This window comes from Bradyrhizobium sp. 157 (assembly GCF_023073815.1).
Classification (GTDB): Bacteria; Pseudomonadota; Alphaproteobacteria; order Rhizobiales; family Xanthobacteraceae; genus Bradyrhizobium.
Genome location: NZ_JADPKF010000113.1, coordinates 15,277 through 37,173 on the forward strand (window position 1 = coordinate 15,277; position 21,897 = coordinate 37,173).

Genomic DNA, 21,897 nt, shown 5'->3' on the forward strand with positions numbered 1-21,897 from the left:
GCACGCATCGACGCGGCTTGCGCAAGTGAAGCGGTCGGACGCAGACGCTGGTTCATCAACACGGGGCGGAGATTATCATGTCTGAAGCTGACAAGGCGGATTGCAAGCCATCTTCGGCGAAGCGCTCGACAGGGAAGAAGGGCTTGTCAAGGCGCTCTCTTCTCAAGGCGAGCGCCGCTGTAGCGGGGGCCGCGATCGGCTCCGATGCCGTCCGCGGCTTTCCAACGATCTGGGCGCAGGAAATCAAGGACATCGAACTGCGCCATGTCGGCGTGTCCTATTCGGTGGTCAAGGCGATCGGCGACCAAGCCGCCAAGGACCTCGGCTTCAAGGTGACGATGCAGAACCTGGATACGTCAGCCTCGATCAACCGCTTCATCAGCCAGCCTGACTCCGTCGACATCGCCGACCTCGAGGGATGGCAAGCCAAGCTGGCGGCGAAGCGTTCGGTGATCCAGGGCATCGAAGTCAAGAAGATCAAGGAATTCGATAATATTCTGCCGATCTTCACCAAGGGAGAGATCGACGGCCACAAGATCCCGCGGCAGGGCATTTCGCCCTATGAGGCGATGTATATCGCCAAGCCGAACGCGACCGAGCTGCATGACGGTGTCACGGAATGGGCGACCTTCCTGCCTCAGGTCTACAATGCCGATTCGATCGGTTACCGTCCGGATCTCGTCGGGCACGAGGTCACCGAGTGGAAGGATTTGATCGACCCGAAATTCAAGGGCAAAGCCGCGATCCTCGACGTTCCCGCCATCGGCATCATGGATGCGGCCCTGTGTTTCGAAAGCGCCGGTCTGATCAAATACGGCAACAAGGGAAACATGACCAAGCAGGAGATCGACTTCACCTGCGAAAAGCTGATCGAGTTGAAGAAGGCCGGACAGTTCCGCGCAACGTGGACCACCTTCGATCAGTCGGTCCAGCTCATGGCAGCCGGCGAGGTGGTGATCCAGTCGATGTGGTCGCCGGCGGTCGCCGCGGTGCGGGTCAAGGAAATTCCATGCGTCTATGCGCCGGTCAACGTCAAGAATGGCAAGGAAGGCTATCGCGGCTGGTGCAATGGCATGGGCTTGATGAAGCATCTGTCAGGCAAGAAGCTCGACGCCGCCTATGAGTATCTCAACTGGTACCTTTCGGGCTGGCAGGGTGGCTTCGTCGGACGCTACGGCTATTACAGCCCGGTGCCGTCGACAGCAAAGAAGTTCCTGACCGCGGCCGAGTGGGACTTCTGGTACGACGGCAAGCCGGCGCCATCCGTCATCAACGATCCCTACGGCGTGCCGATGGAAAAGGCCGGCACCAAGCGGGACGGCGGGTCGTTCCTGGATCGCGTCAAGAACATCTCCTGCTGGAATACCCTGATGGACGAAGCCGCTTACATGAACAAGCGGTGGAATGACTTCAAGGTGGCCTGATCCGAAAGCGGATGTGCCGATGCGCTAACCCGCGTTGGCACACTGAATGCATAACTCCGAAGCATCGGACAAGATCGGGGCAGGCTACACGCGATGTCGCGGCAAAATTGGGTTTCATGGCTATACGTTACGCCGCTGATGCTGGTGATCGTGCCGTTCTTTCTGATCCCGATTCTCGTGGTGCTTGTCGCGAGCGTTCTTGAGACCGACGGCTTCGGTGGCCTGATCGCAACCTTTACGCTAGCAAACTACGTCGATGTGCTAACTTCGGCGCAGACCTTCCATCTCTATCTGGCGACGCTGAAGTTCACCGTGTTGACATGGTTCTTCACGCTCATCATCGGCTTTCTCGTTGCCCATTTCCTGGTGTTTCACGTCAAGAACCAGTTGCTGGCGATCAGCCTGTTTCTGATCTGCACGGTGCCGTTCTGGACCTCCAACATCATTCGGATGATCTCCTGGATCCCGTTGCTCGGGAAGGAGGGACTGGTCAATTCGGCGTTGCTCGGAACGGGCCTTATCCGCGAGCCACTTGAAGTGCTGCTGTATTCCGGCCTCGCGGTGGTCATCGCCTATGTCCACCAATTGACCATCTTCATGGTCGTCCCGATCTTCAATTCGATGGCCCGCATCGATAAGCGGGTGGTCGAGGCCGCGGTCGATTCCGGTGCAAGCCGCCTCGATATCATGCGCCTGATCATCATCCCGATGTCGAAGAGCGGCATCGCGCTCGGATCGATCTTCGTCGTATCGATCGTGATGGGAGACTTTTTCGTCGTCAAGGTGATGTCGGGCGGCGGCTCGGCCTCGGTCGTCAGTGCGTTCTATGAAAATGTCGGCGTGCTGCAATACCCGATTGCCGCTGCAAGCGCTGTGCTGCTGACGGTCGTCCTCATCGTCGCCATTTCCCTCATTCTACGCACCGTCGATATCCGCCGGGAAATCACGCAATGACGACTGTCCTCGAAAGGCTCGACGTCCCGATGGTGAAATCCCGCCGCCATGCCGCGGCTCCGCGAAGCGACCGCCGCCCTTGGACGTTCTATGTACTGGCAGTCGTCTTCACGCTGTACGTGGCCGCGCTCTACGGGCCGATGATCTGCATCTACATTCTTTCGTTCCAGGATGTTCGTGGCGGTCTCGTGTTCCCGATGAAGGGGCACTCGTTGCACTGGTTTGTCGATCTTTTCACCCAGGTCCGCACCGGCGACGTCAAGGGCTCATTCGACCGGTCGATCAAGCTTGCCGCGCTCGTCACCATCGTCACGCTGGTGGTCTCGTTCATGGCGGGACTGGCCTTCCGCCGCCGGTTCTTCGGAGACACATTCGTGTTCTACCTGATGATCGGCAGCCTGGTCGCGCCCGGCCTCGTGCTCGGCATCGGAATCGGCTTGCTGTTCCAATGGCTGGGCATCAACGCGAGCTGGTACACCTCGGCGCTCGGCGCGCAGCTATCCTGGACACTGCCGTTCGGCGTGCTCGTGATGTTCGCGGTCATGTCCCGCTTCAATGGGGCCTGGGAAGAAGCCGCGCGCGACCTCGGGGCCAGCCGCTGGCAGACCATCAGGCTCGTTGTGATTCCGATCCTCGCGCCGGGCCTCGTCGCCGTCGCCTTGTTCGGTTTCACGCTCTCTTACGACGAGTTCGCCCGCTCGCTGCAGACCGCCGGATCGCTCAATACGCTGCCGCTCGAGATCTGGAGCATGACGCTCAACGTGACGTCGCCCTCGCTGTATGCGCTGGGCACGGTTACCACCATCGTCTCCTTTGTGGCGATCGGTGTCAGTATCGGCGCCATCGTCCTGATCAACCGGCGCCGCGGCACCGGTCCAGCAAGTCATTGAGGAGCTCACGCATGCGTCCCGGCCACGGAAATATCGAACTGGCAGGTCTCTGCAAGAGCTACGATGGCGCTACGAATGTAGTCGATGGCGTCAATCTGAAGATACCGGATGGCGCCTATTGCTGTTTCCTGGGGCCATCTGGCTGCGGCAAGACCACGATTTTGCGGATGATCGCGGGGCATGAAGACCCGACCGCGGGCGAGATTGTGATCGGTGGCGAGAACGTGCTCGGCCTCGCGCCAGTCGAGCGCCGCACAGCCATGATGTTTCAGTCTTACGCCCTGTTTCCGCACTTGACCGTCCGAGACAATATCGCGTTTGCGCTGCGCGTGCGCGGCCAGTCCAGGGTGGAGCGCTACAAGGCCGTCGACCTGATGATGGAGAAGGTCCGACTGACCGAACTGGCCGACCGCTTGCCGGCAAATTTGTCTGGTGGCCAGCAGCAGCGCGTGGCGCTGGCGCGCGCGGCGATCACGGAGCCGCGGGTGCTGTTGCTGGATGAGCCGCTCTCGGCGCTGGACGAGCAGTTACGCGTGCAGATGCGCCAGGAACTGCGGCGGATGCAGCGCGAGCTCGGCATCACCTTCGTCCACGTCACGCACACCCAGCTCGAGGCTATCGCACTGGCGGACGTCGTTGTCGTGATGGAGAAGGGCAAGATCAAGCAATCTGGCGCCGCCCGCGATGTCTACGCTTATCCGCACGACCGCTACGTGGCGGAGTTTCTCGGCGGCCAGAACGTGTTGTCCGGCAGGGTTGAGCAGGTCGGCTCGGATCATCTTGTGATATCGCACCCCCACCGCACCGGCATTCATGTCGGCGTGCAGGCAGATCGGCAGATCGGCATCGGCGACCGGATCGATCTGGCGGTACGGCGCGACGACATCGAGCTGATGCGGGCAACCTCGGGCGAACCCGGCTGCGGCGCGACGGCGCTGCCCAGCCGCGTGCTGGCGATCGAGTATCAGGGCTCCTTCGTCAAGGTGATGCTGGATACGATCCCCGACGAAGAATTCATCGCCTACGTCCCGGAACGAACGTTCTTCCGGGACCCGTTCAATGTCGGCGACGTTCTGCTGGCCACCTGGTCGGCGGGACGCGCCCGCGTTCTTGCCTGAAATCTCCCACAGCCCTGGAGGTCACGATGGTCATCAATTTCATGCTCAACGGCCGGTCACGCAAGGTGGACGTCGAGCCCGCGACGCTGGTCTCCGAGTTGCTTCGCGAGACGCTGAATCTGACCGGTACGCATGTCGGATGCGACACCAGCCAGTGCGGCGCCTGCACCGTGCTGCTCAATGGAGATGCGGTGAAGAGCTGCACGTTGCTCGCGCCGAGTCTCGACGGCGCTGCGTTGATGACGATCGAGGGATTGTCTGCAACATCGGGTTCGAACCGGCTGCATCCGATGCAGGAGGCCTTTCACGAGAACCACGGCCTGCAATGTGGCTTCTGCACGCCCGGAATGGTGATGACGGCGGTCGCCTTGGCGACAAGAAATCCGGCGCCGACCGAAGCAGAAGTGCGCCACGGCTTGGAAGGAAACCTGTGCCGCTGCACTGGATATCAGAACATCGTCGCATCGGTCATAGCCGGTGCGGCCGCCATGAATGCGCCTGCCATCGGAGAGTGATATGTCGAACATCATCGGAATTGGCAAGGCGCCGCGTCGCAAGGAAGACTTCCGCTTTCTGACCGGACGCGGCAGTTACGTCGCCGACATGAAGCGGCCGGACATGGCATTCGGCGTATTTGTTCGCTCGCCGCATGCGCATGCTGTTATTCGCGGCATCGACAAGACCACAGCGCTCGCGTTGCCGGGCGTCCAGGCCATCTTGACCGGCGAGGATGTCGCGGCTGACGGCCTGGGGTCGTTGCCGTGCGGCTGGGGCATTCACGGTACTGACGGGCTTCCGATGAAGGAGCCGCCGTTTCCGATGCTGGCGCAGGGCAAAGTGCGTTTCGTCGGCGACATGGTGGCCTTTGTCGTCGCGGATACGCTGAAGGAAGCGCGGGCTGCGGCCGAACTGCTGGCCGTCGATTACGAGGTTCTGCCCGCTGTGGTCGGCGTACTCGAAGCCGTTCGCGCCGATGCGCCGCTACTGTTCGACGACGTGCCGAACAATCTGTGCTGCGATTGGGAACTGGGCGACAAGGCCGCTATCACCGCGGCTTTCCGGAAAGCGGCGCATGTTGCCCGTCTCAGCCTCGTCAACAATCGGCTGATCGGCAATCCAATGGAGCCGCGGGCGGCGATCGCCGAATATGACAGGGGCAGGGATCACTACACGCTTTGGACGACGAGCCAGTTTCCTCACGTGGTGCGTTTCCTGATGGCGGCACTGGTGCTCAAGCTGCCGGAGCAGAAAGTGCGGGTCGTGGCGCCTGATGTCGGCGGTGGCTTTGGCGTCAAGCAGTTCCACTATGGCGAGGAAGCGGTCATCACCTGGGCTGCCAAGAAGGTGGAGCGGCCGATCAAATGGGTAGCCGACCGGTCGGAAGGGTTTGTCTCGGATCGCCATGGCCGCGATCACGTGACGGAAGCCGAGCTGGCGCTCGACGAAAACGGAAAGTTTCTGGCCTTCAAGGTGACCACGCTGGCCAATATGGGTGGTTATCTGTCGACCTTTGGACCCAACATTCCGACAAATCTATACGGGCCATTGCTCAGTGGCGTCTACACCACGCCGGCGATTTACTGCAACGTCAAGGTGGTCTTCACCAACACCGTCCCGGTTGATGCCTATCGTGGCGCCGGGCGGCCGGAAGCAACCTTTGTGCTTGAGCGGATCGTTGACGTCGCGGCAGCCGAAATGAAGATCGACCGGGTCGAACTGCGGCGGCGCAACATGATCGCAAGGGACGCGTATCCCTACCAGACGCCGGTGCTGGTGGAATACGATTCGGGCGATCCGCTTGGTTGCCTCGAGGGCGCCTTGACCGCGGCTGACGCCGCGGGCTTCAGCGCACGCAAGGCTGCCTCCGAACGGGCCGGAAGATTCCGAGGGCTCGGCTATTCCACCTATGTCGAAGCCTGCGGTCTGGCGCCATCGCGCTTTGCCGGACGCCTGGGCGCCCGTGGCGGGCTCTATGAAAGCGCCACGGTTCGCGTCCATCCGACCGGACAAGTCACCGTGCTGATCGGCACTCACAATCACGGCCAGGGCCACGAGACGACATTCGCCCAGATCGTGTCAGACAAGCTCGGTGTGCCCTTCGACAGCGTCGATATTGTCTTTGGCGATACCGACCGGGTGCAGTTCGGTATGGGCACCTATGGCTCGCGCTCGCTCGTGGTCGGCGGGGCTGCGCTCTCGAAGGCCAGCGACAAGGTGATCGTGAAGGGCAAGAAGATTGCCGCACATCTGCTTGAGGCGGGCGAGCACGACATCCAGTTTGAGGCCGGAGTTTTTTCCGTTGCCGGTACCGATCGCAGCAAGTCGTTCGCGGAAATCGCCGGCGCCGCCTACGTGCCGCATGATTATCCGTTGGAGGTTCTGGAGCCGGGCCTGGAGGAGCAGGCCTATTACGATCCGGTCAACTTCACCTATCCCGGCGGATGCCACATTGCCGAGGTCGAGATCGACCCGGAAACTGGCACTGTGACCCTGGAGAAGTACACCGCTGTCGACGATGTCGGCACTGTGATCAATCCGATGATCGTCGCGGGGCAGTTGCACGGCGGTATCGTTCAGGGCGTCGGCCAGGCGCTGTTCGAGAACGCCGTCTATGACGAGGTCTCGGGTCAACTCCTGTCCGGCTCGTTCATGGACTATTGCATGCCGCGCGCCGACCATCTTCCCAATATGAGGGTCGAGACCCATTCCACGCTCTGCACGCACACGCCCATGGGCGTGAAGGGTTGCGGCGAGGTCGGCACCATCGGATCGCCCGCTGCAGTCATCAACGCCGTCGTCGATGCGCTCTCGCATCTCGGCGTTCATCACGTCGACATGCCTGCGACCCCGAATCGGATCTGGCGCATCATTCAAAATGCAGCAATGCCGCTGGCCGCAGAATAGGAGAGTGAAATGAAGTCATTCGAATTTCACAGTCCGGAAACCGTGCCGGATGCGTTCGCATTGCTGAACGACGTCTCCGAGAGCAAGCTGCTTGCCGGCGGCATGACACTGCTGCCGACCATCAAGCAAGGCCTCGCGGAGCCCGCGGCGCTGATCGATCTGGGGAAAATTCCGCAACTATCCACGATTGCCGTCGACGGAGACGCGTTGGTGATCGGCGCGATGGTCCGGCATGTCACCGTTGCCACATCCGAGGTCGTCCGGAGCAAAGTCCCGATGCTGGCGCATCTTGCCGCCGGCATCGGTGATCCCGCTGTGCGCAATCGCGGCACGATCGGCGGTTCGGTCGCCAACAACGATCCGTCCGCGGATTATCCGGCGGCGGTACTGGCGCTCGATGCGACCGTTGTGACCAACCAGCGTGAGCTGCCGGCGGGTGCGTTCTTCACGGGGATGTTTGAAACTTCGCTTGAGACAAATGAGATCATCACTTCGATACGTTTTCCGATTCCGCCCGCGGCCGGGTACGCAAAATTCAAGTCGCCGGCATCCCGCTATGCCATGGTGGGGGTCTGCGTCGCGAAGGCCGACGGCCGAGTCCGCGTCGCCGTAACCGGGGCGGGGCCTTGCGTCTTTCGCGTGTCGGCCATGGAGAGCGCACTCGAAGCTCGATTTGAGCCTGGCGCGGTAGCCTCGATCAAGATCAATGCCGCAGGCTTGAACTCCGACATCCACGCCGACGCCGAGTACCGCGCGCATCTGGTTACCGTCATGGCGAAGAAGGCCGTTGCGGCCGCCATCCAGGGCTTGTGAGGACGCAGTGGAATCAAGCAGCGCTCGAACGGCGCCAGCCGCGGGAGTTCGCGATCTGGCCAAACTCTCCGCTACCGATTTGCTGGAGGGCTACAGGTGCGGGCGCTTTACGCCGCGGGAGGTTGTCGAAGACGTCATCTCCGCGTTGGAGATAACGGATGCGGTGTGCAATGTCGTGGTTACGCCCACCTATGAACAGGCGCGCGCCGCCGCGGATCGGGCGACGGAAGCCTGGCGGGCAGGGCAACCTCAGGGTCGGCTTGCCGGCGTGCCGGTCACCATCAAGGATCTGGTATTCGTGGCAGGCGTGCCGGCGCTTGGCGGCGCTCCCTGCAACAGGGGATTCATACCGGATGCCAATGCTGCGGTCGTGGCCGCTTTGGAGGCTGAAGGAGCCATCGTCACCTGCAAGACCACGACATGTGAGTCCGGCTACAAGCTAACGGCGGATAGTCCGGTATCGGGCATCACCCGCAACCCCTGGAACAAGACTCGAACGAGCGGGGGGTCAAGTGGCGGTGCCGCGGCTGCCGTCGCTGCCGGGTGCGGCCCGTTAGCGATAGGCACCGACGGCGTGGGATCGATCCGCGTACCATCTTCCTTCTGCGGCGTGGTCGGCTTGAAACCGACCTTCGGACTGGTGCCGCGGTCGCCCGGATTTTCGCCGCCATCATGGGCCTCGCTGGCCCATACCGGGCCGATCGCGCGGACAGTCGCCGATGCTGCCCTGTTGCTGGAGGTGATTGCGGCCCACGACCTTCGCGACGCGGCGAGCCTGCCAGTGGCCTCCCGCCGGTTCACGGTAGCGCCTGATCGCCTCGACGGTCTGAAAATCGGGACCAGCGTCGATTTCGGCTATGCCGCCGTGGATCCGCAAGTACGTGACGCATTCGAAGCTGCCAGCGCGACGCTGGCGACACTCGGCGCCGAAATTATGCCGGACTGCGCGAGATTTGCACCTGACATGCTGGAGCGAATTCTGAAGCCGATCGCCTATACGGAACAGGCGGCGGCTGTGGCCAATCGCGATTTCATTGCCCTGTCGGCTTCCGACGAAGATTATCGCGAGGTCATCGCGAAAGGCCGCAGCTATAGCGGCACTGACTACGTCGAGGCAAGTTACCGGCGGGCGGGCTTGCGGGCGTCGTTTCTGGAGCTGTTTGGAAAGGTCGACGCTCTCGTCACGCCCACGGTAGCAGTCACGGCATTTCATGCGGGCAAACTAGGCGTTGATCAGATTGCTGGCTGCGCCGTCGACCGCCATTTAGGTTGGTCGCCGTTCTCGTGGCCGATAAACCTGACGGGACTGCCGGCTGCGACTATTCCCTGCGGATTTGACGACAGCGGGTTGCCGATCGGGCTTCAAATTGTCGCCCCTTGGCTGGACGAGGATTTGATCTTGCGGATCGCCGCCGCGTTCGAGCGGGCGAGGCCCTGGGTCCAGTTTCGGCCTCCCTTGTCCTGAAACCGTGCGCGCTTCGACATCCGGCGTTAACGGCAATTCTGTTGCGAGCAGCAATTCGTCTTCGAGATTGAGATAGTGCGCGAGGTATTCATGCAAGGCCCCGGCGGCTTTGGATGTTGTGCCCGGCGATTTGTAGAGCAGCAGATCGACCTTCGGAAGCGGAGGCAAGCCTTCCTTGGGACCGAGCTCCCGCATGTTGCGGACCAGCGCGCTGCGACCGAGCACCGTGACCGCGATCCCGGCGAAGGCCGCCGCCTGCAGTCCGCCAACGCTGTCGCTGATGCAGGCGATGCGCCATCGCAAGCGCGCGGCTTCCAGCCGTTCGATGGCATGGTCGCGATAGATATTGCCGGGAGGTAATAGCGCCAGCGGAATGGGCGATTCGTTATGCGCGGTAGATTGCTCGCCCGTCATCCAAATCAACTGTTCCTGCCTGACGACCTGGCCGCCGGTGAAATCGTTCATCCGGGTCACGAGGGCAATATCCACTTCGCCCCGTTTGACGCATCCGACCAAGGGGGTCGAAAGCGAGCAGTTCAATTGGATCTGAACGCGTGGAAATGCCTTTCGAAAGATTTTCAAGATCGAAGGCAGCATGAATGCCGCATACAAATCGGGCGTGCCGAGAACGACATGTCCCTCGATATCCGGAGATGCGAGCTGCGACAGGAGCTCATCGTGGAGGCCTAGGATCGACCGGGCAAATTTGAGAACCGTCTCACCCTCGGTGGTGAGAAAAAGGCGCCGGCCCTCGTGGATGAAAATGGCCTTTCCCGTCAGTTCCTCAAGACGTTGCAGCTGCAGTGTGATCGCCGGCTGCGTGCGGCCCAATCGCCTCGCGGTCTCCGTGATGCTGCCAGTCTCGACTACCGAAATGAGCGAGCGAAGCATCCGTATGTCCAAGCTGATCAGGTTCATTGAGCCCTCATCGCGATGCTGAAGCCGGAAGTTCACAAGCAAGTTTCGTGCTGGACGCCGGCCGCTGAAAAATCGGGCATTTTCAGCAAATCGGAGAGGCCGTGGCGTGATGAAGCGCTCGCAGAATAGGCGATGTTGATTGCTTCGCCGACGGCGTCTCGACCGTCGTTAAAATCGAGTTACCTTTGCATTGGTCGGGCAGGTAGCGCTATCCCGATCGGCCGATGACGCCGGTCCCGGGGAAGGATTTTCTTCCTAGTTATTGTAAGTACACACGATTTACCTATATAGTGCGAGAGGGGTCAGTGACCCGCATAATTCATTGGTTCTCCGGTCAGGCCCGTCATCCAGGCGGGCCGTTGCCGTTTTGGGACTACCGAACGATGAGTCATTCCAACCGTACCGACCATATTCGCCTGACATCGCATCCGGTGCCCGGCGCGACACATGAATTTCCGATCCTGTGGGGTGCGCCGACCGCGCGTGAACGTGGTCCGATCATCGGCACGGTATCGCGTCCCCAAGATCGTAACGTGATTGGCACCCATGGCGGCTCCTATGCGGTCTACCGCGCACTTGCCGTATCGTCGGGCGCGCTGGATCCGATCCGTCGGCCCGATCTGACCAACACATATCCGGCGGCAACCGTCGGGCCGTTTGAGCAATGGTTCGACCCGGAACGCATTGTCGCGCTCGATCCGTGGGGGCATCTCGTCGCTGAAAACTTCCGCGCCGAAATCGCGGAGGGGATCGATATCCGGCCGAGCATCGCGATCACGCGCGCCCGTCTCGATCTGCCCGAAATTCAGGCGGCTCTGGCCGCCAAGCGGTTGGTAGCGGATGGCCAATTCGTTCACGCCAGCGGCTCCGTCTCCGTCGTCAAGATAGCGATTGACCCGGTATGGCATCTGCCCGGGATTGCGCAACGCTTCGGCACGAGCGTGACCAGCCTGCGACGGGCGCTGTTCGAGCAGACCGCCGGCATGTTTCCCGAGCTTGTCACGCGTCCGGATCTGAAAGTCTTTCTTCCGCCGATCGGCGGAACGACCGTCTATCTGTTCGGCGATGTCACGAAGCTTCCGGACCATCGGACCAAAATCACCTGTCGCGTCCATGACGAGTGCAACGGCTCCGATGTGTTCGGTTCTGATATCTGCACCTGCCGTCCTTATCTCATCCAGGGCATCGAGGAATGCGCGCGCGCCGGACAATCGGGTGGTCTGGGCGTCATCGTCTACAACCGCAAGGAAGGCCGGGCGCTCGGCGAGGTCACGAAATTTCTGGTCTATAATGCGCGCAAGCGTCAGGAGGATGGCGACGATGCATCCGCCTATTTCGAACGAACGGAATGCGTTGCCGGGGTGCAGGATGCGCGTTTCCAGCAACTGATGCCGGATGTCATTCACTGGCTGGGATTGAAGCGCATCGATCGCTTCATCTCGATGAGCGACATGAAATATGATGCGCTCACGGGGCAGGGTATCGACATTGTCGAGCGCGTTGCCATTCCCGATTACATGATTCCCGCCGACGCCCATGTGGAAATCGCTGCCAAGAAAGCCGCGGGATATTTTTCACCTGACACGCAGCCTGAGGACCTGATCGCCTCCGGTCGGCCACTCGAAAAATACTAGAGCGGGCCAGGCCATTGATCGTGACAGCAGACGCGACGGCAGACGGCTTATCTCTCTTAAGTGCGGAAGCGGTGCGCAGTCGCGCGCACCGGATGCTGGAAATCGGTTTGAACGACCAGCTTCAGCATTTCAAAGTCGATCTTGGCCGGCTCGACGAGGCGGTTGATCTCGTGCTTGCGACAACACGGAAGGCCTATCCGACCTTCGATATTCCCTTTCACTCGCGCTGGCGCCATTTTGTCGTCGTCGGCGTCGATCGCTGGGCGGCGCTTGCCGACGCCAAGAATTGGCGCGACGGGAAAGAGCGCGCGCGCGCCGAGTTTGACCTCGCCATGATCAGCGTGCTGCTCGACGCCGGAGCAGGTCCGTCGTGGCGCTATCGCGATCCCCTGACAGGCGCAAGCATCGGCCGTTCGGAGGGGCTGGCGCTCGCCAGTTTGGATATGTTTGCGCGCGGTGCGTTTTCAGCGAAAGCTGACGAACCGTTGCGGGCCGATGCCGCCATGCTTGAGCGGCTGACCGTTGCCGATCTGCAGACCGGCTTTCAGGTTGCGGACGACAATCCGCTGGTTGGCCTCGAGGGCCGCATCAGCCTTCTTCGCCGGCTCGGCCAAGTAGCATCGATGTCGCCGCAGATTTTCGCCCGCCACGACGCGGCTCGGCCGGGTGGGTTGTTTGATCACCTCGCAGGAACGGCCGACGCGGGAGCGATCGCTGCCTCGACGATTTTGTCAGAACTTTTGCGCCAACTGGGGCCGATCTGGCCGTCGCGGATAACGCTCGGCGGAATTTCCTTGGGGGATTGCTGGCGTTATCCGGCGCTCAAGACCGAGGATGCGACCAGCGAGCTGGTGCCGCTGCACAAATTGTCGCAGTGGTTATCGTATTCGCTGATCGAGCCGATGCAGCGAGCGGGGCTGCAGGTGACCGATATCGACGGCCTGACGGGCCTCGCGGAATACCGCAACGGCGGATTGTTCATCGACGCCGGGGTGCTGGTGCTGCGCGACCCCATGGACGTGCAACGCGAACATGACGTCGCGTCTCCGCTTGTGGTCGAGTGGAGGGCGCTGACCGTTGCGCTGCTGGACCGGCTGGCGGATCTGCTACGGCAACGAGTTGGTCTTGACGCGGTCTCTCTTCCACTGGCGAAGGTTCTGGAAGGCGGCACCTGGGCGGCGGGCAGGGCGCTGGCGTTCGCACGCCGGCCTGACGGTTCGTCGCCTGTCAAGGTTAGTAGCGACGGTACGGTTTTCTAGTATCTGTTCGACGCGATTTCTTCATGCGAACAGGGTATTCGGTTCGCTCAAAAATGCTATGGAACGCGATTCGATTACTCGCAAGGAGCAAAAGCATGGAAGGCGTTACGATCGTGGGTCACCCGCTGGTCCAGCACAAGCTTACGCTGATCCGTGACAAGACGATTTCGACCAAGTCTTTCCGCGAGCTCCTCAAGGAGATCGGAATGCTGCTTTGTTACGAGGTGACGCGCGACTTGCCGCTGACCGATGTGGAGGTCGAGACTCCGCTTGCACGCATGCACTCGGCCAAGATTGCGGGTAAGAAACTGGTTTTCGTGCCGGTGTTGCGGGCTGGAGTGACTTTTGTCGACGGTATGCTGGACCTCGTTCCGACCGCCCGCGTCGCGCATATCGGGCTCTACCGCGAACCGCAGACATTCGTGGCAGTGGAATATTTTTTCAAATCGCCGTCCGATCTTCACGAGCGGCTTGCAATCGTGGTGTCGCCGGTTCTTGCGACGGCGAACACGGCGGTGGCGGCGGTGGACCGGCTGAAGGAACGCGGCGCGAAGGATATTCGGCTGGTATGCCTGCTTGCCGCGCCGGAAGGTATTGAGCGCTTCCGGGGCCTGCATCCCGACGTGCGGTTGTGGACGGCCGGTATCGATGAGGGGCTGGATGCGAACGCCTTTATCCTGCCTGGTCTCGGTGATGCTGGCGACCGCGCTTACGGGACGCGGTAAGGTCCCGATAGGTCTCGGCGCGCCTACTGGAAGGCCGTTTCCGAGAAGGTTCTGAGCTTGCGCGAGTGCAGCCGCTCCAACGGCATGTCCGCCAACTTCTCCATTGTGCGGATGCCGATGGTCAAATGCTGGGCCACCTGCCGCTTGTAGAACTCGGTGGCCATGCCGGGCAACTTCAGTTCTCCGTGCAATGGCTTGTCGGACACGCACAGCAAGGTGCCGTAGGGCACGCGGAAGCGGAATCCGTTGGCGGCGATTGTCGCCGATTCCATGTCGAGCGCAATGGCGCGAGACTGCGAGAGCCGCTGAATCGGACCACGCCGGTCGCGCAATTCCCAATTTCGATTGTCGATGGAGGCAACGGTGCCGGTGCGCATGACGCGCTTCAAGTCATACCCGGACAGCCCGGTCACTTCCGCTACGGCCTCCTCGAGCGCGACCTGGATCTCGGCCAGCGCAGGAAGCGGCACCCATAGCGGGAGGTCGTCGTCGAGAACATGATCCTCCCGCATATAAGCGTGGGCCAGCACGTAGTCACCTAGCGCCTGGGTGTCGCGCAATCCGGCACAGTGCCCGAGCATCAGCCACGCATGCGGCCTGAGCACAGCGATATGATCGGTGATCGTTTTGGCGTTCGCGGGCCCGACACCGATATTGACCATGGTGATGCCTGCGTAATCCGGCTTCTTCAGATGATAGGCCGGCATTTGTGGCAGACGCGCCGTTATGATGCCGGCGTCCGGCCGCTGTTCACCGCGCCTGGTAACGACATTGCCTGGCTCGACGAATTCGGCGTAACCGCTATCGCCCTGCGCCATCAGGTTCCTGGCGCGAGCACAGAATTCGTCGATGTAGAATTGGTAGTTGGTGAACAGCACGAAGTTCTGAAAGTGATTTGGGCTGGTGGCCGTGTAGTGCTGCAGGCGATGCAGGGAATAGTCGACGCGCTGCGCTGTGAACTGCGCCAGCGGCCTCGGCCGGCCGACCGCTGCTTCGTATGTGCCATTGGCGATCTGATCGTCGGTTCCATCAAGATCTGGAACGTCGAACAGGTCTCGGATCGGTCGCCTGATGTTCTTGGCGGCGGCCCCGTCAACGTAGGTGCCTTCCTGAAAAGCAAAATGCAGTGGGATCGGCGTTTCTGACTCCGATACGACGACCGGAACGCCATGGTTGCGCATGATCAAATCGAGTTGCTCGATGAGATAGGTTTCGAACAGGCCGGGTTGGGTGATCGTGGTCGAGTAGTGCCCAGGCGTCGGCATGTGGCCATAGGACTGACGGGAATCGACTTGGGTGTATGAACTCGTGGTGACGCTGATTTCCGGATAGAACGCCCGGTATCGCCGGTTACTGTCGCTGCCAGCCGCGAGCGCGGCGAAGGAATCGCGCAGGAATTGGGTATTTCGGGCATAAAGTGATCGCAAAGCCGCGACCGCCTTGCGTGCGTCGTCGAAGCTTTGCCGCACGAAGGGCTCTGGTGTGGCTGTTGGTCCAATGGCCTGGGGATGGTCGTGATTCTTCATGGTCGTAACGTAGTATCTTGAATCCGCCATGGGGAGGGCTTGGTAAGGGAACTTACCGGTCCAGAAGCAGGCTCGCTTGCCGGACTTCGTCCAGAAATGCCGTGGCCAGCCCTGACAGCGGGTCGGTCTCCGACCACATCATGTAGGCCACGGCAAGAGTTTTGGGCGCAAAGGGCGGACGATGGGGTCGCTTCTAGTTCGAAACTGGTGCAGTGTGTTCGCAACCGAAGCTTGGATTTGCACGGATCAAGCTCAACTCCGCCTGGTTCGCCACGTGCACCAGTGGCAGCGAGCCAAAGACATTCATGAAAAGCAAAGCTGGCGAATGATCGTGAGCTTCTTCGAGCGCCTAAAGACGGCAGCATCCGCCGAGTGGCGGGCATACACCGAGCATTCCTTCACGAACGGGTTGGCGGACGGTTCGCTCGCCGAAGCGGCGTTTCGTCACTACCTCGTTCAGGATTACCTTTTCCTTATCGAGTTTGCCCGCGCCTACGCGCTTGCCGTCTACAAGTCGCCCAAGCTTGCCGATATGCGTGAAGCGGCCGCCGGCCTCTCGGCCATCCTCGACGTCGAGATGAACCTGCATGTGAAGCTCTGCGCCGGCTGGGGCCTGTCGCCCGCCGATCTCGAACGAGCCCCGCCTGCCGTCGAGATGCTGGCCTATACGCGCTACGTACTCGACGCTGGAATGCGCGGCGACCTGTTGGCGCTCAAGGTGGCGCTTGCTCCCTGCGTGATCGGCTACGCGGAGATTGCGACACGGCTTGCATCGCGGACCAATGCGCTCGCTGCAACGAACCCATATCGCGTTTGGATCGCCGAGTATGCCGGCGCGCCATACCAGGACGTCGCGGCGAAAGCGCGGGCTCACTTGGAGAATCTCGCCGATCTTTACGCCACGCCCGCTCGCGAGGCCGAGCTGATCGCGATCTTCAAGGAAGCTACGCGTCTCGAGTCGGACTTCTGGGAAATGGGCTGGCGCGCGGGCCAGCGTGCATAATACTGGAAGAGCTGCGCCGCCTTGCGGAGCGGGAGCTGCAGTCGCGAACGCGGTTTACAATGCAACGGGATACGTGTTCGGGAGTTTCCGATCACGATCGACAAAATCTTGCCCGAACTGCCTGCTCAAGCGGAGATGCTGCGCGGTGCGGGTTCGAGAGCATTGATAACGTTCTCTCCTGCGACCGTAATCGGTCGGCCGATGGGAGGCGGCGCACCCTCCTGCGCTGGCAGGCTAATAGCCGCGTGTAGTCCCTTCGGCTTGTTGGTCAAGGCTATATCTCCGCCGTGGTGGCGGACAATGGTCCGGGCGATGGAAAGGCCGAGACCCACGCCTCCTGTTTCGCGGTTTCGCGAATTCTCCATCCGGAAAAATGGCGTAAAAACCTGCTCCTGGGCGCTGTCGGGAATACCGGGTCCATCATCCGAGATGATGATTTCGATACTATCTGCTCGTCTCTCCACGCTGACGCGCGCCCGCTCGCCATAACGAATGGCATTTTCGACGAGGTTGCGGCATGCGCGGCGGAGTGCGTCTGGTCGGCAGCTGTAGCTGACCTTCTGTCCCTCCGAGAAAGAAACGTCATGACCGAGTTCGGCGAGATCGTCGCAGAGACTTTCCACGAGAGCCGAGAGGTCCACGGTGCGTGTATTTTCTGCGGTCGCATCTTCGCGGGCGAATGCGAGAGTCGCCTCTGTCATCGTCTGGATCTCGGCAATGGTGGAGAGCATTTTTTCGCGGACGTCCTCGTCGGGCACGAATTCGGCACGCAAGCGGAGCGAAGTCAGGGGGGTGCGCAAATCATGACCGATGGCGGCCAGCATTTTGGTGCGATCGTCGACGAAACGGTGCAGTCGCGCTTGCATGCGATTGAATGCCTCGGCGGTGCGTCGGATATCGTCGGGGCCGGTTTCCGGCAGCGGTACGACCTCCTGACCACGACCGAGGGCTTCAGCCGCCACGGCGAGACGGCGCAATGGTTGTGCAATGCCGCGTGCGGCGAATACGGCAATGATCGACAACGACAACGCCGAAAGGCCGAGCGTCAGGGTGGATTTGGAGGTCCAGAAACCGTCTTGCGCGGGTTTGGCAAATGCAGTGTTCAGCCATGCGCCGTTCGCCAACTGAACGGCCAAGCCCATGCCGGTGGCGTCATCGAGATAAAGAAACTTCGCTGGTCGGGACAACGGCCAAGCTTCCGGCTTCAGGTCGATCCATTGCGAGGAGGTGTCGCTGCTACTGCTGGCATTCTTTCGGGCGAAATCCGGTCTCACCTCGGCGGGCACGCTGTGGCCGGGAAAGGATACGCGCGGCAATGGCTGCGCCAAGCGCTCCCATGCATCCTCTCGCCACGCGGAGGCATCCTTCAGACCGTTGGTCGATATCCAATATCTCGCTGAACTGGTGTTACTGGCATTAAGGATATCGGTCTGCAGCGCCGGAGGCGTCGCTTCCAAGACCCGGGCGAGAGAGGCGCACCGACTGAGTATCTCGCCCTTGGCGGCCTTCCGAATCGCCTGCCCATGCTCATCCCAGGAAATGAAGAACACGATTGCTTGTGACAGCACGAGGGACAGCAGCGTGAAACAGATGAAGCGGGCGGCAAGGCTGCGCTTCCACAAGCTCATCATGGCTGCTCGACCTCTGCGACAAGGCTGTATCCACCACCCCAGTGAGTCTTGATCAAGGCTGGTACTTTCGGGTCGGCCTCGATCTTCTTCCGCAAGCGACTGACCTGATTGTCAATGCTCCGGTCGAACGGATCGGCATCTCGGCCGACGGTCAGGTCAAGAAGCTGATTGCGGCTGAGTACCAGGCCTGGATGATCGAGAAATGCGCACAACAGGCGGAACTCTGCCGTGCTGAGCGGCACAGCAACGCCGTCGTCTCCGAGCAACTCGCGCCGGTTGACGTCAAAGGTCCACCGATCAAAACGTACAACCTTGGTTGCGAGCCGGCCTTTCTGCGGCGGCAGGCTTTGGACTCGTCGAAGCACCGCCTTGATGCGGGCGAGGAGTTCGCGGGGATTGAACGGCTTGGTCACGTAGTCATCAGCGCCCACTTCCAGCCCGACGATACGATCGGTCTCCTCCGCCATGGCAGTCAACAGGATAATGGGGAGGTCAGTGGTGCTGCGCAAATGACGGCAGAGGGACAATCCGTCCTCGCCTGGCATCATGATGTCAAGAACCACCAGGTCCAGAGCATTTCGTTCGAGCAAACGGCGGAGTGCGACAGCATTCTCCGCAAGGCTGATGCGGTAGCCGTGCTGCATCAAATATTTGCCGACCAAGTCGCGGATATCACGGTGATCGTCCACGACGGCGATGTGCGGTGTCGATTCCATCCAGGTGCTCCGTTCCGCATCATACTGAAGTCCAGCACCCAACCCATCGGAAAAGTGTAACAGAATGTATCGGCCGCGTACGGTCGGCTGAGATCAAATCCTTGCTGCATAGTTTCCCTCACAGCATCGTGGCGTCAGATCGGGATCGCAAGATCCCCGCCCATTCCGAGTGGAACCGTCCTTATGTGCAGATCCGATCTTGGGCTGAAACATTTTAGGCGCAAGCTGTCGAAGAACCTTGTCCCGGCGAGCCGTCTTTGTCGCAAAGTGTCGCAAACCTATGTCCTGCCAACACCTGATGCAATTTGGGAAGCCGCAGCGAAAAGCAAGGTGATTGAAGAGCGCTGACAGGAGCAGTCATCAAGGCGCTCCAACCTGTCGCGAATTTATCCAATGCAACATCCCTGAGATAGATCGCGACAATTCTCGGTAGCGGCTGGCAAAGTTCTGCGACAACCGGGCCTCATCGTGCGCCTGTTCAACGAAGCAGGAGCGCTACATGTGCGCGATGGACGCCGTTTCTCACAGGGCAGTTCCGGAAATCTCGAGAGGCTCGTCGGCCGGGAACGATAATGACGACGCTACACAGAAGGGGCGGCTTCTTCGCAGAGCCGCACTTCGGATAAGTTGGCTGCTCGTTCTCGTGTTGCGGAATGCCTCGACCTCGGCCACTCCAGTTGATTTGACGTATGGTGCGGGTCGCATGGCCATTTCGCGTCTCGTGACGGAGGGCGGCTGTTTGACGCCTGAGCAACAACATCTCAGGTTCGTATGCGGAGCGCCCGTTCGAAGGCGGAAGCGATCTCGCGGGATCGATGATCTGCGACGGAAGCAAAAAGCGCCGTTCCCCGGACGTGCGCCAAACCCGCGATATTGCACGATGGGGAGTGAGAGGGCGCGCGTCCTCTATTGATTGTTCTGCTCTTTTCCGCACTTTTCCAAACCGTAGAGCAGCTTGGGTGCTTTCTCGCACGAAGGGATAACATCAGGTTAGAGCGACCGAAGCCGCTTCAAGGCGAATTATGGCTCGGTGAATCAGATCTCGCAGTCGTTTGAATTCAAAGCCTTCCGCAAGCCGCCAAACGCGCTTAGCCGACAGGGCCCGGTGTCGCTGGCGGCCTTTCGCCGCTCGGAAATGGCGGTTCGCTTGATATCGGTTTTCTTTGGCTTCGACTTAGGAGAGGCCGCGATAGTAACCTTCTTTGATTTGGGATGGTGCCGATGGCGGTTGATCACGCTCGGCGGCTCCGAAGAACCGATACTGATGTCTTCCGACGGAGAAATGCGTTCGTCGATTAGAGCAGGCTGCGCTGGCGTCTCGCTGCTGGTGGCGGTAATTTCAAGTCGATCAGCCTTCGCCAACGCACCATGTGAATCGGAAATGCCTACGGCTGTCTCGGCAAGGGGCTGGACGACCGCTACTGCACTACGCGGTGGAGTTCTGAGTTCCATCGCCGCGAGTACCCCTACACCCAATGGAATGAGGAGGCCCAACAACACCATTCTCAGCATGATGCTCCTCCGACTTAAATTTGTGCCGGTGAAAATTCTCCGATCTAATGAGGCAACTTGGCGGCGGTTGACCTAACAACCCGACCCACGTACCGGGCGTTTGCCGACAGGGTTAACGCCGGCTTAGATGTTCCTGACGCGCGACGATGAACCGCTGCCCTCGGTTTCCTCTCCATCTTGGCGCCCGTGCAGCCAAGGACTTCCAAGGCAGCCTTGATCTTCTCGGCCCCGCCGGTGTCACTGGGGTAGCAGGAAGCGCAAGGTGCTGCCTACAAGTGCAGAAGCGAACGCCATCATGATCGGCGGCAGCGGGGCCAATTGGGCTGTCAGTGGCGGCACAGCTGTCTCAATCCGCAACCGGCTCTTCCATGTTGGGCAAGCGCTTCTCAACGGAGAGTCGTCGCAGATGGCCCTGTTTGCACACTGTTCAACGCTCAAGAGGCATCTCGGTCCAGCGAGCGGCTCGCCTGCCGGACTTCATTCAGGAACGCCTTGGCCAGACGCGATAAAGGCTCCGCCTCAGACCACAGCATATAGGCCACGGCCACGGTCTTGGGCGTGAAAGGCCGAACGATCAGGTCCTGGCCGCCGCTCTGGCGCGGTGAAAACGGATCGACGACCGCCGCGCCCACGCCGGCGGCCGCGAGCACGCAGGCCGTATTACAGTATCGCACCTCCACAGTTGGCTGGAACGGCGCGCCGGCCTGCGCAAAGCTTTCGCGTACGGCTTCGCCCAATCGCGTGCCGCGCTCCAGCCCGATGAAGGGCAAGCCGATAAGGTCGGAAGCGGAAATGACCGGCCGTTCGGCCAGCGGATGGTTCGGCGGCAGGACGCAGACCATTTCGCCGGTATGAACCACCTCATGCGCAATGCCGGGATGATGCGACAGCCCGAGCGCAAAGCCGAGCTCTGCGACCCTGCTCGAAACGCCGTCGATGATTCCTTCGTAACGCCGCACATCGAAGAAGACACGCGTCTGCTGACGGCGACGCAGGAAGTCCGATAGAGCGTGCGGAATGATGCTGTAGGCCAGCGGCGGCGTCGCCACGATCGATAGAAGTCCGGTGCGGCACTCCCTTAAGTCGCGCACGCGATTTTCGAGTTTGGCGTGGAGTGCAAAGATCGCTTCACTTTCCTTGTAGAGTGCCATCGCTTCTGATGTCGGGAACAGCCGGTTGTTGATACGCTCGAACAATGCGAAGCCCGCCTGCGCCTCCATCGCCTTGAGCGCGTTGCTGATCGCCGGTTGCGATAGCGCCAGTTCGTCCGCCGCCGCGACCGTGGTCCGATGGCGGATAACGGCACGCAGGATCTCCAATTGGCGCAGGTTCATATAACCGCCCGTTATTGTCTCACCGAAAATATCATAGCACGAGTGATTGCGTTTAGGGCTGCGCTTCCGCG

At 60.8% G+C, this 21,897-nt stretch carries 17 protein-coding genes and 2 pseudogenes; 12 read left to right on the forward strand and 7 right to left on the reverse strand.

Going from position 1 to position 21,897, the window contains the following annotated elements:
• Positions 1-77: 77 nt before the first annotated feature.
• The 8 genes from IVA95_RS35125 to IVA95_RS35160 all read left to right on the forward strand — a co-directional run bounded on the left by IVA95_RS35125 (position 78) and on the right by IVA95_RS35160 (position 9,568).
• Entirely contained in the window at positions 78-1,424 is a 1,347-nt protein-coding gene (locus IVA95_RS35125; RefSeq protein WP_247514675.1) for an extracellular solute-binding protein, read from the forward strand.
• Between the two features lie 93 nt (positions 1,425-1,517).
• Positions 1,518-2,378: an ABC transporter permease gene (locus tag IVA95_RS35130; protein ID WP_247514676.1), complete on the forward strand. Its 861-nt coding sequence runs from the start codon at positions 1,518-1,520 to the stop codon at positions 2,376-2,378.
• A gap of 29 nt (positions 2,379-2,407) precedes the next feature.
• A complete protein-coding gene (locus IVA95_RS35135; protein WP_247514735.1) occupies positions 2,408-3,268 on the forward strand; it encodes an ABC transporter permease in 861 nt (286 codons plus the stop codon).
• An 11-nt stretch (positions 3,269-3,279) separates the two neighbouring features.
• Positions 3,280-4,386: an ABC transporter ATP-binding protein gene (locus IVA95_RS35140; RefSeq protein WP_247514677.1), complete on the forward strand. Its 1,107-nt coding sequence runs from the start codon at positions 3,280-3,282 to the stop codon at positions 4,384-4,386.
• A gap of 26 nt (positions 4,387-4,412) precedes the next feature.
• Positions 4,413-4,901, forward strand: a complete 489-nt coding sequence (locus IVA95_RS35145; RefSeq protein WP_247514678.1) for a (2Fe-2S)-binding protein — start codon at positions 4,413-4,415, stop codon at positions 4,899-4,901.
• Between the two features lies 1 nt (position 4,902).
• Positions 4,903-7,290 carry a xanthine dehydrogenase family protein molybdopterin-binding subunit gene (locus tag IVA95_RS35150; RefSeq protein ID WP_247514679.1) on the forward strand — a complete coding sequence of 796 codons (2,388 nt, stop codon included), beginning with the start codon at positions 4,903-4,905 and terminating at the stop codon, positions 7,288-7,290.
• A gap of 9 nt (positions 7,291-7,299) precedes the next feature.
• Positions 7,300-8,103, forward strand: coding sequence for a xanthine dehydrogenase family protein subunit M (locus tag IVA95_RS35155; RefSeq protein ID WP_247514680.1), 804 nt, complete (start codon positions 7,300-7,302; stop codon positions 8,101-8,103).
• A 7-nt stretch (positions 8,104-8,110) separates the two neighbouring features.
• A complete protein-coding gene (locus IVA95_RS35160) occupies positions 8,111-9,568 on the forward strand; it encodes an amidase family protein (protein ID WP_247514681.1) in 1,458 nt (485 codons plus the stop codon).
• 135 nt (positions 9,569-9,703) lie between these two features.
• Here IVA95_RS35160 and IVA95_RS35165 read toward each other — a convergent pair.
• Positions 9,704-10,486, reverse strand: a pseudogene (locus IVA95_RS35165) (LysR substrate-binding domain-containing protein); the annotation flags it as partial.
• A gap of 383 nt (positions 10,487-10,869) precedes the next feature.
• Between IVA95_RS35165 and IVA95_RS35170 the strand changes: the two are divergent.
• The 3 genes from IVA95_RS35170 to upp all read left to right on the forward strand — a co-directional run bounded on the left by IVA95_RS35170 (position 10,870) and on the right by upp (position 14,104).
• Positions 10,870-12,120, forward strand: coding sequence for a GTP cyclohydrolase II (locus tag IVA95_RS35170; RefSeq protein ID WP_247514682.1), 1,251 nt, complete (start codon positions 10,870-10,872; stop codon positions 12,118-12,120).
• 20 nt (positions 12,121-12,140) lie between these two features.
• Entirely contained in the window at positions 12,141-13,379 is a 1,239-nt protein-coding gene (locus IVA95_RS35175) for a URC4/urg3 family protein (protein ID WP_346658093.1), read from the forward strand.
• Between the two features lie 95 nt (positions 13,380-13,474).
• A complete protein-coding gene (gene upp / locus IVA95_RS35180; RefSeq protein WP_247514684.1) occupies positions 13,475-14,104 on the forward strand; it encodes a uracil phosphoribosyltransferase in 630 nt (209 codons plus the stop codon).
• A gap of 23 nt (positions 14,105-14,127) precedes the next feature.
• Here upp and IVA95_RS35185 read toward each other — a convergent pair whose 3' ends face one another.
• Positions 14,128-15,630, reverse strand: a complete 1,503-nt coding sequence (locus IVA95_RS35185) for an AMP nucleosidase (protein WP_247514685.1) — start codon at positions 15,628-15,630, stop codon at positions 14,128-14,130.
• Positions 15,631-15,682: 52 nt separating this feature from the next.
• Positions 15,683-15,805: pseudogene (locus IVA95_RS39220) on the reverse strand (LysR family transcriptional regulator); the annotation flags it as partial.
• A gap of 156 nt (positions 15,806-15,961) precedes the next feature.
• Here IVA95_RS39220 and tenA point away from each other — a divergent pair.
• Entirely contained in the window at positions 15,962-16,633 is a 672-nt protein-coding gene (tenA, locus tag IVA95_RS35190) for a thiaminase II (RefSeq protein WP_247514736.1), read from the forward strand.
• Positions 16,634-16,758: 125 nt separating this feature from the next.
• Here tenA and IVA95_RS35195 read toward each other — a convergent pair whose 3' ends face one another.
• The 4 genes from IVA95_RS35195 to IVA95_RS35210 form a co-directional block, all read right to left on the reverse strand.
• Entirely contained in the window at positions 16,759-18,261 is a 1,503-nt protein-coding gene (locus tag IVA95_RS35195) for an ATP-binding protein (protein ID WP_346658094.1), read from the reverse strand.
• Entirely contained in the window at positions 18,261-18,980 is a 720-nt protein-coding gene (locus tag IVA95_RS35200) for a response regulator (protein ID WP_247514687.1), read from the reverse strand. The genes IVA95_RS35195 and IVA95_RS35200 overlap by 1 nt, the downstream gene beginning before the upstream one ends.
• Before the next feature lie 1,035 nt (positions 18,981-20,015).
• Positions 20,016-20,492: a hypothetical protein gene (locus IVA95_RS35205; protein ID WP_247514688.1), complete on the reverse strand. Its 477-nt coding sequence runs from the start codon at positions 20,490-20,492 to the stop codon at positions 20,016-20,018.
• 434 nt (positions 20,493-20,926) lie between these two features.
• On the reverse strand, positions 20,927-21,826 hold the full coding sequence (locus IVA95_RS35210) for a LysR family transcriptional regulator (RefSeq protein WP_247514689.1): 900 nt from the start codon (positions 21,824-21,826) through the stop codon (positions 20,927-20,929).
• Between the last annotated feature and the right edge of the window lie 71 nt (positions 21,827-21,897).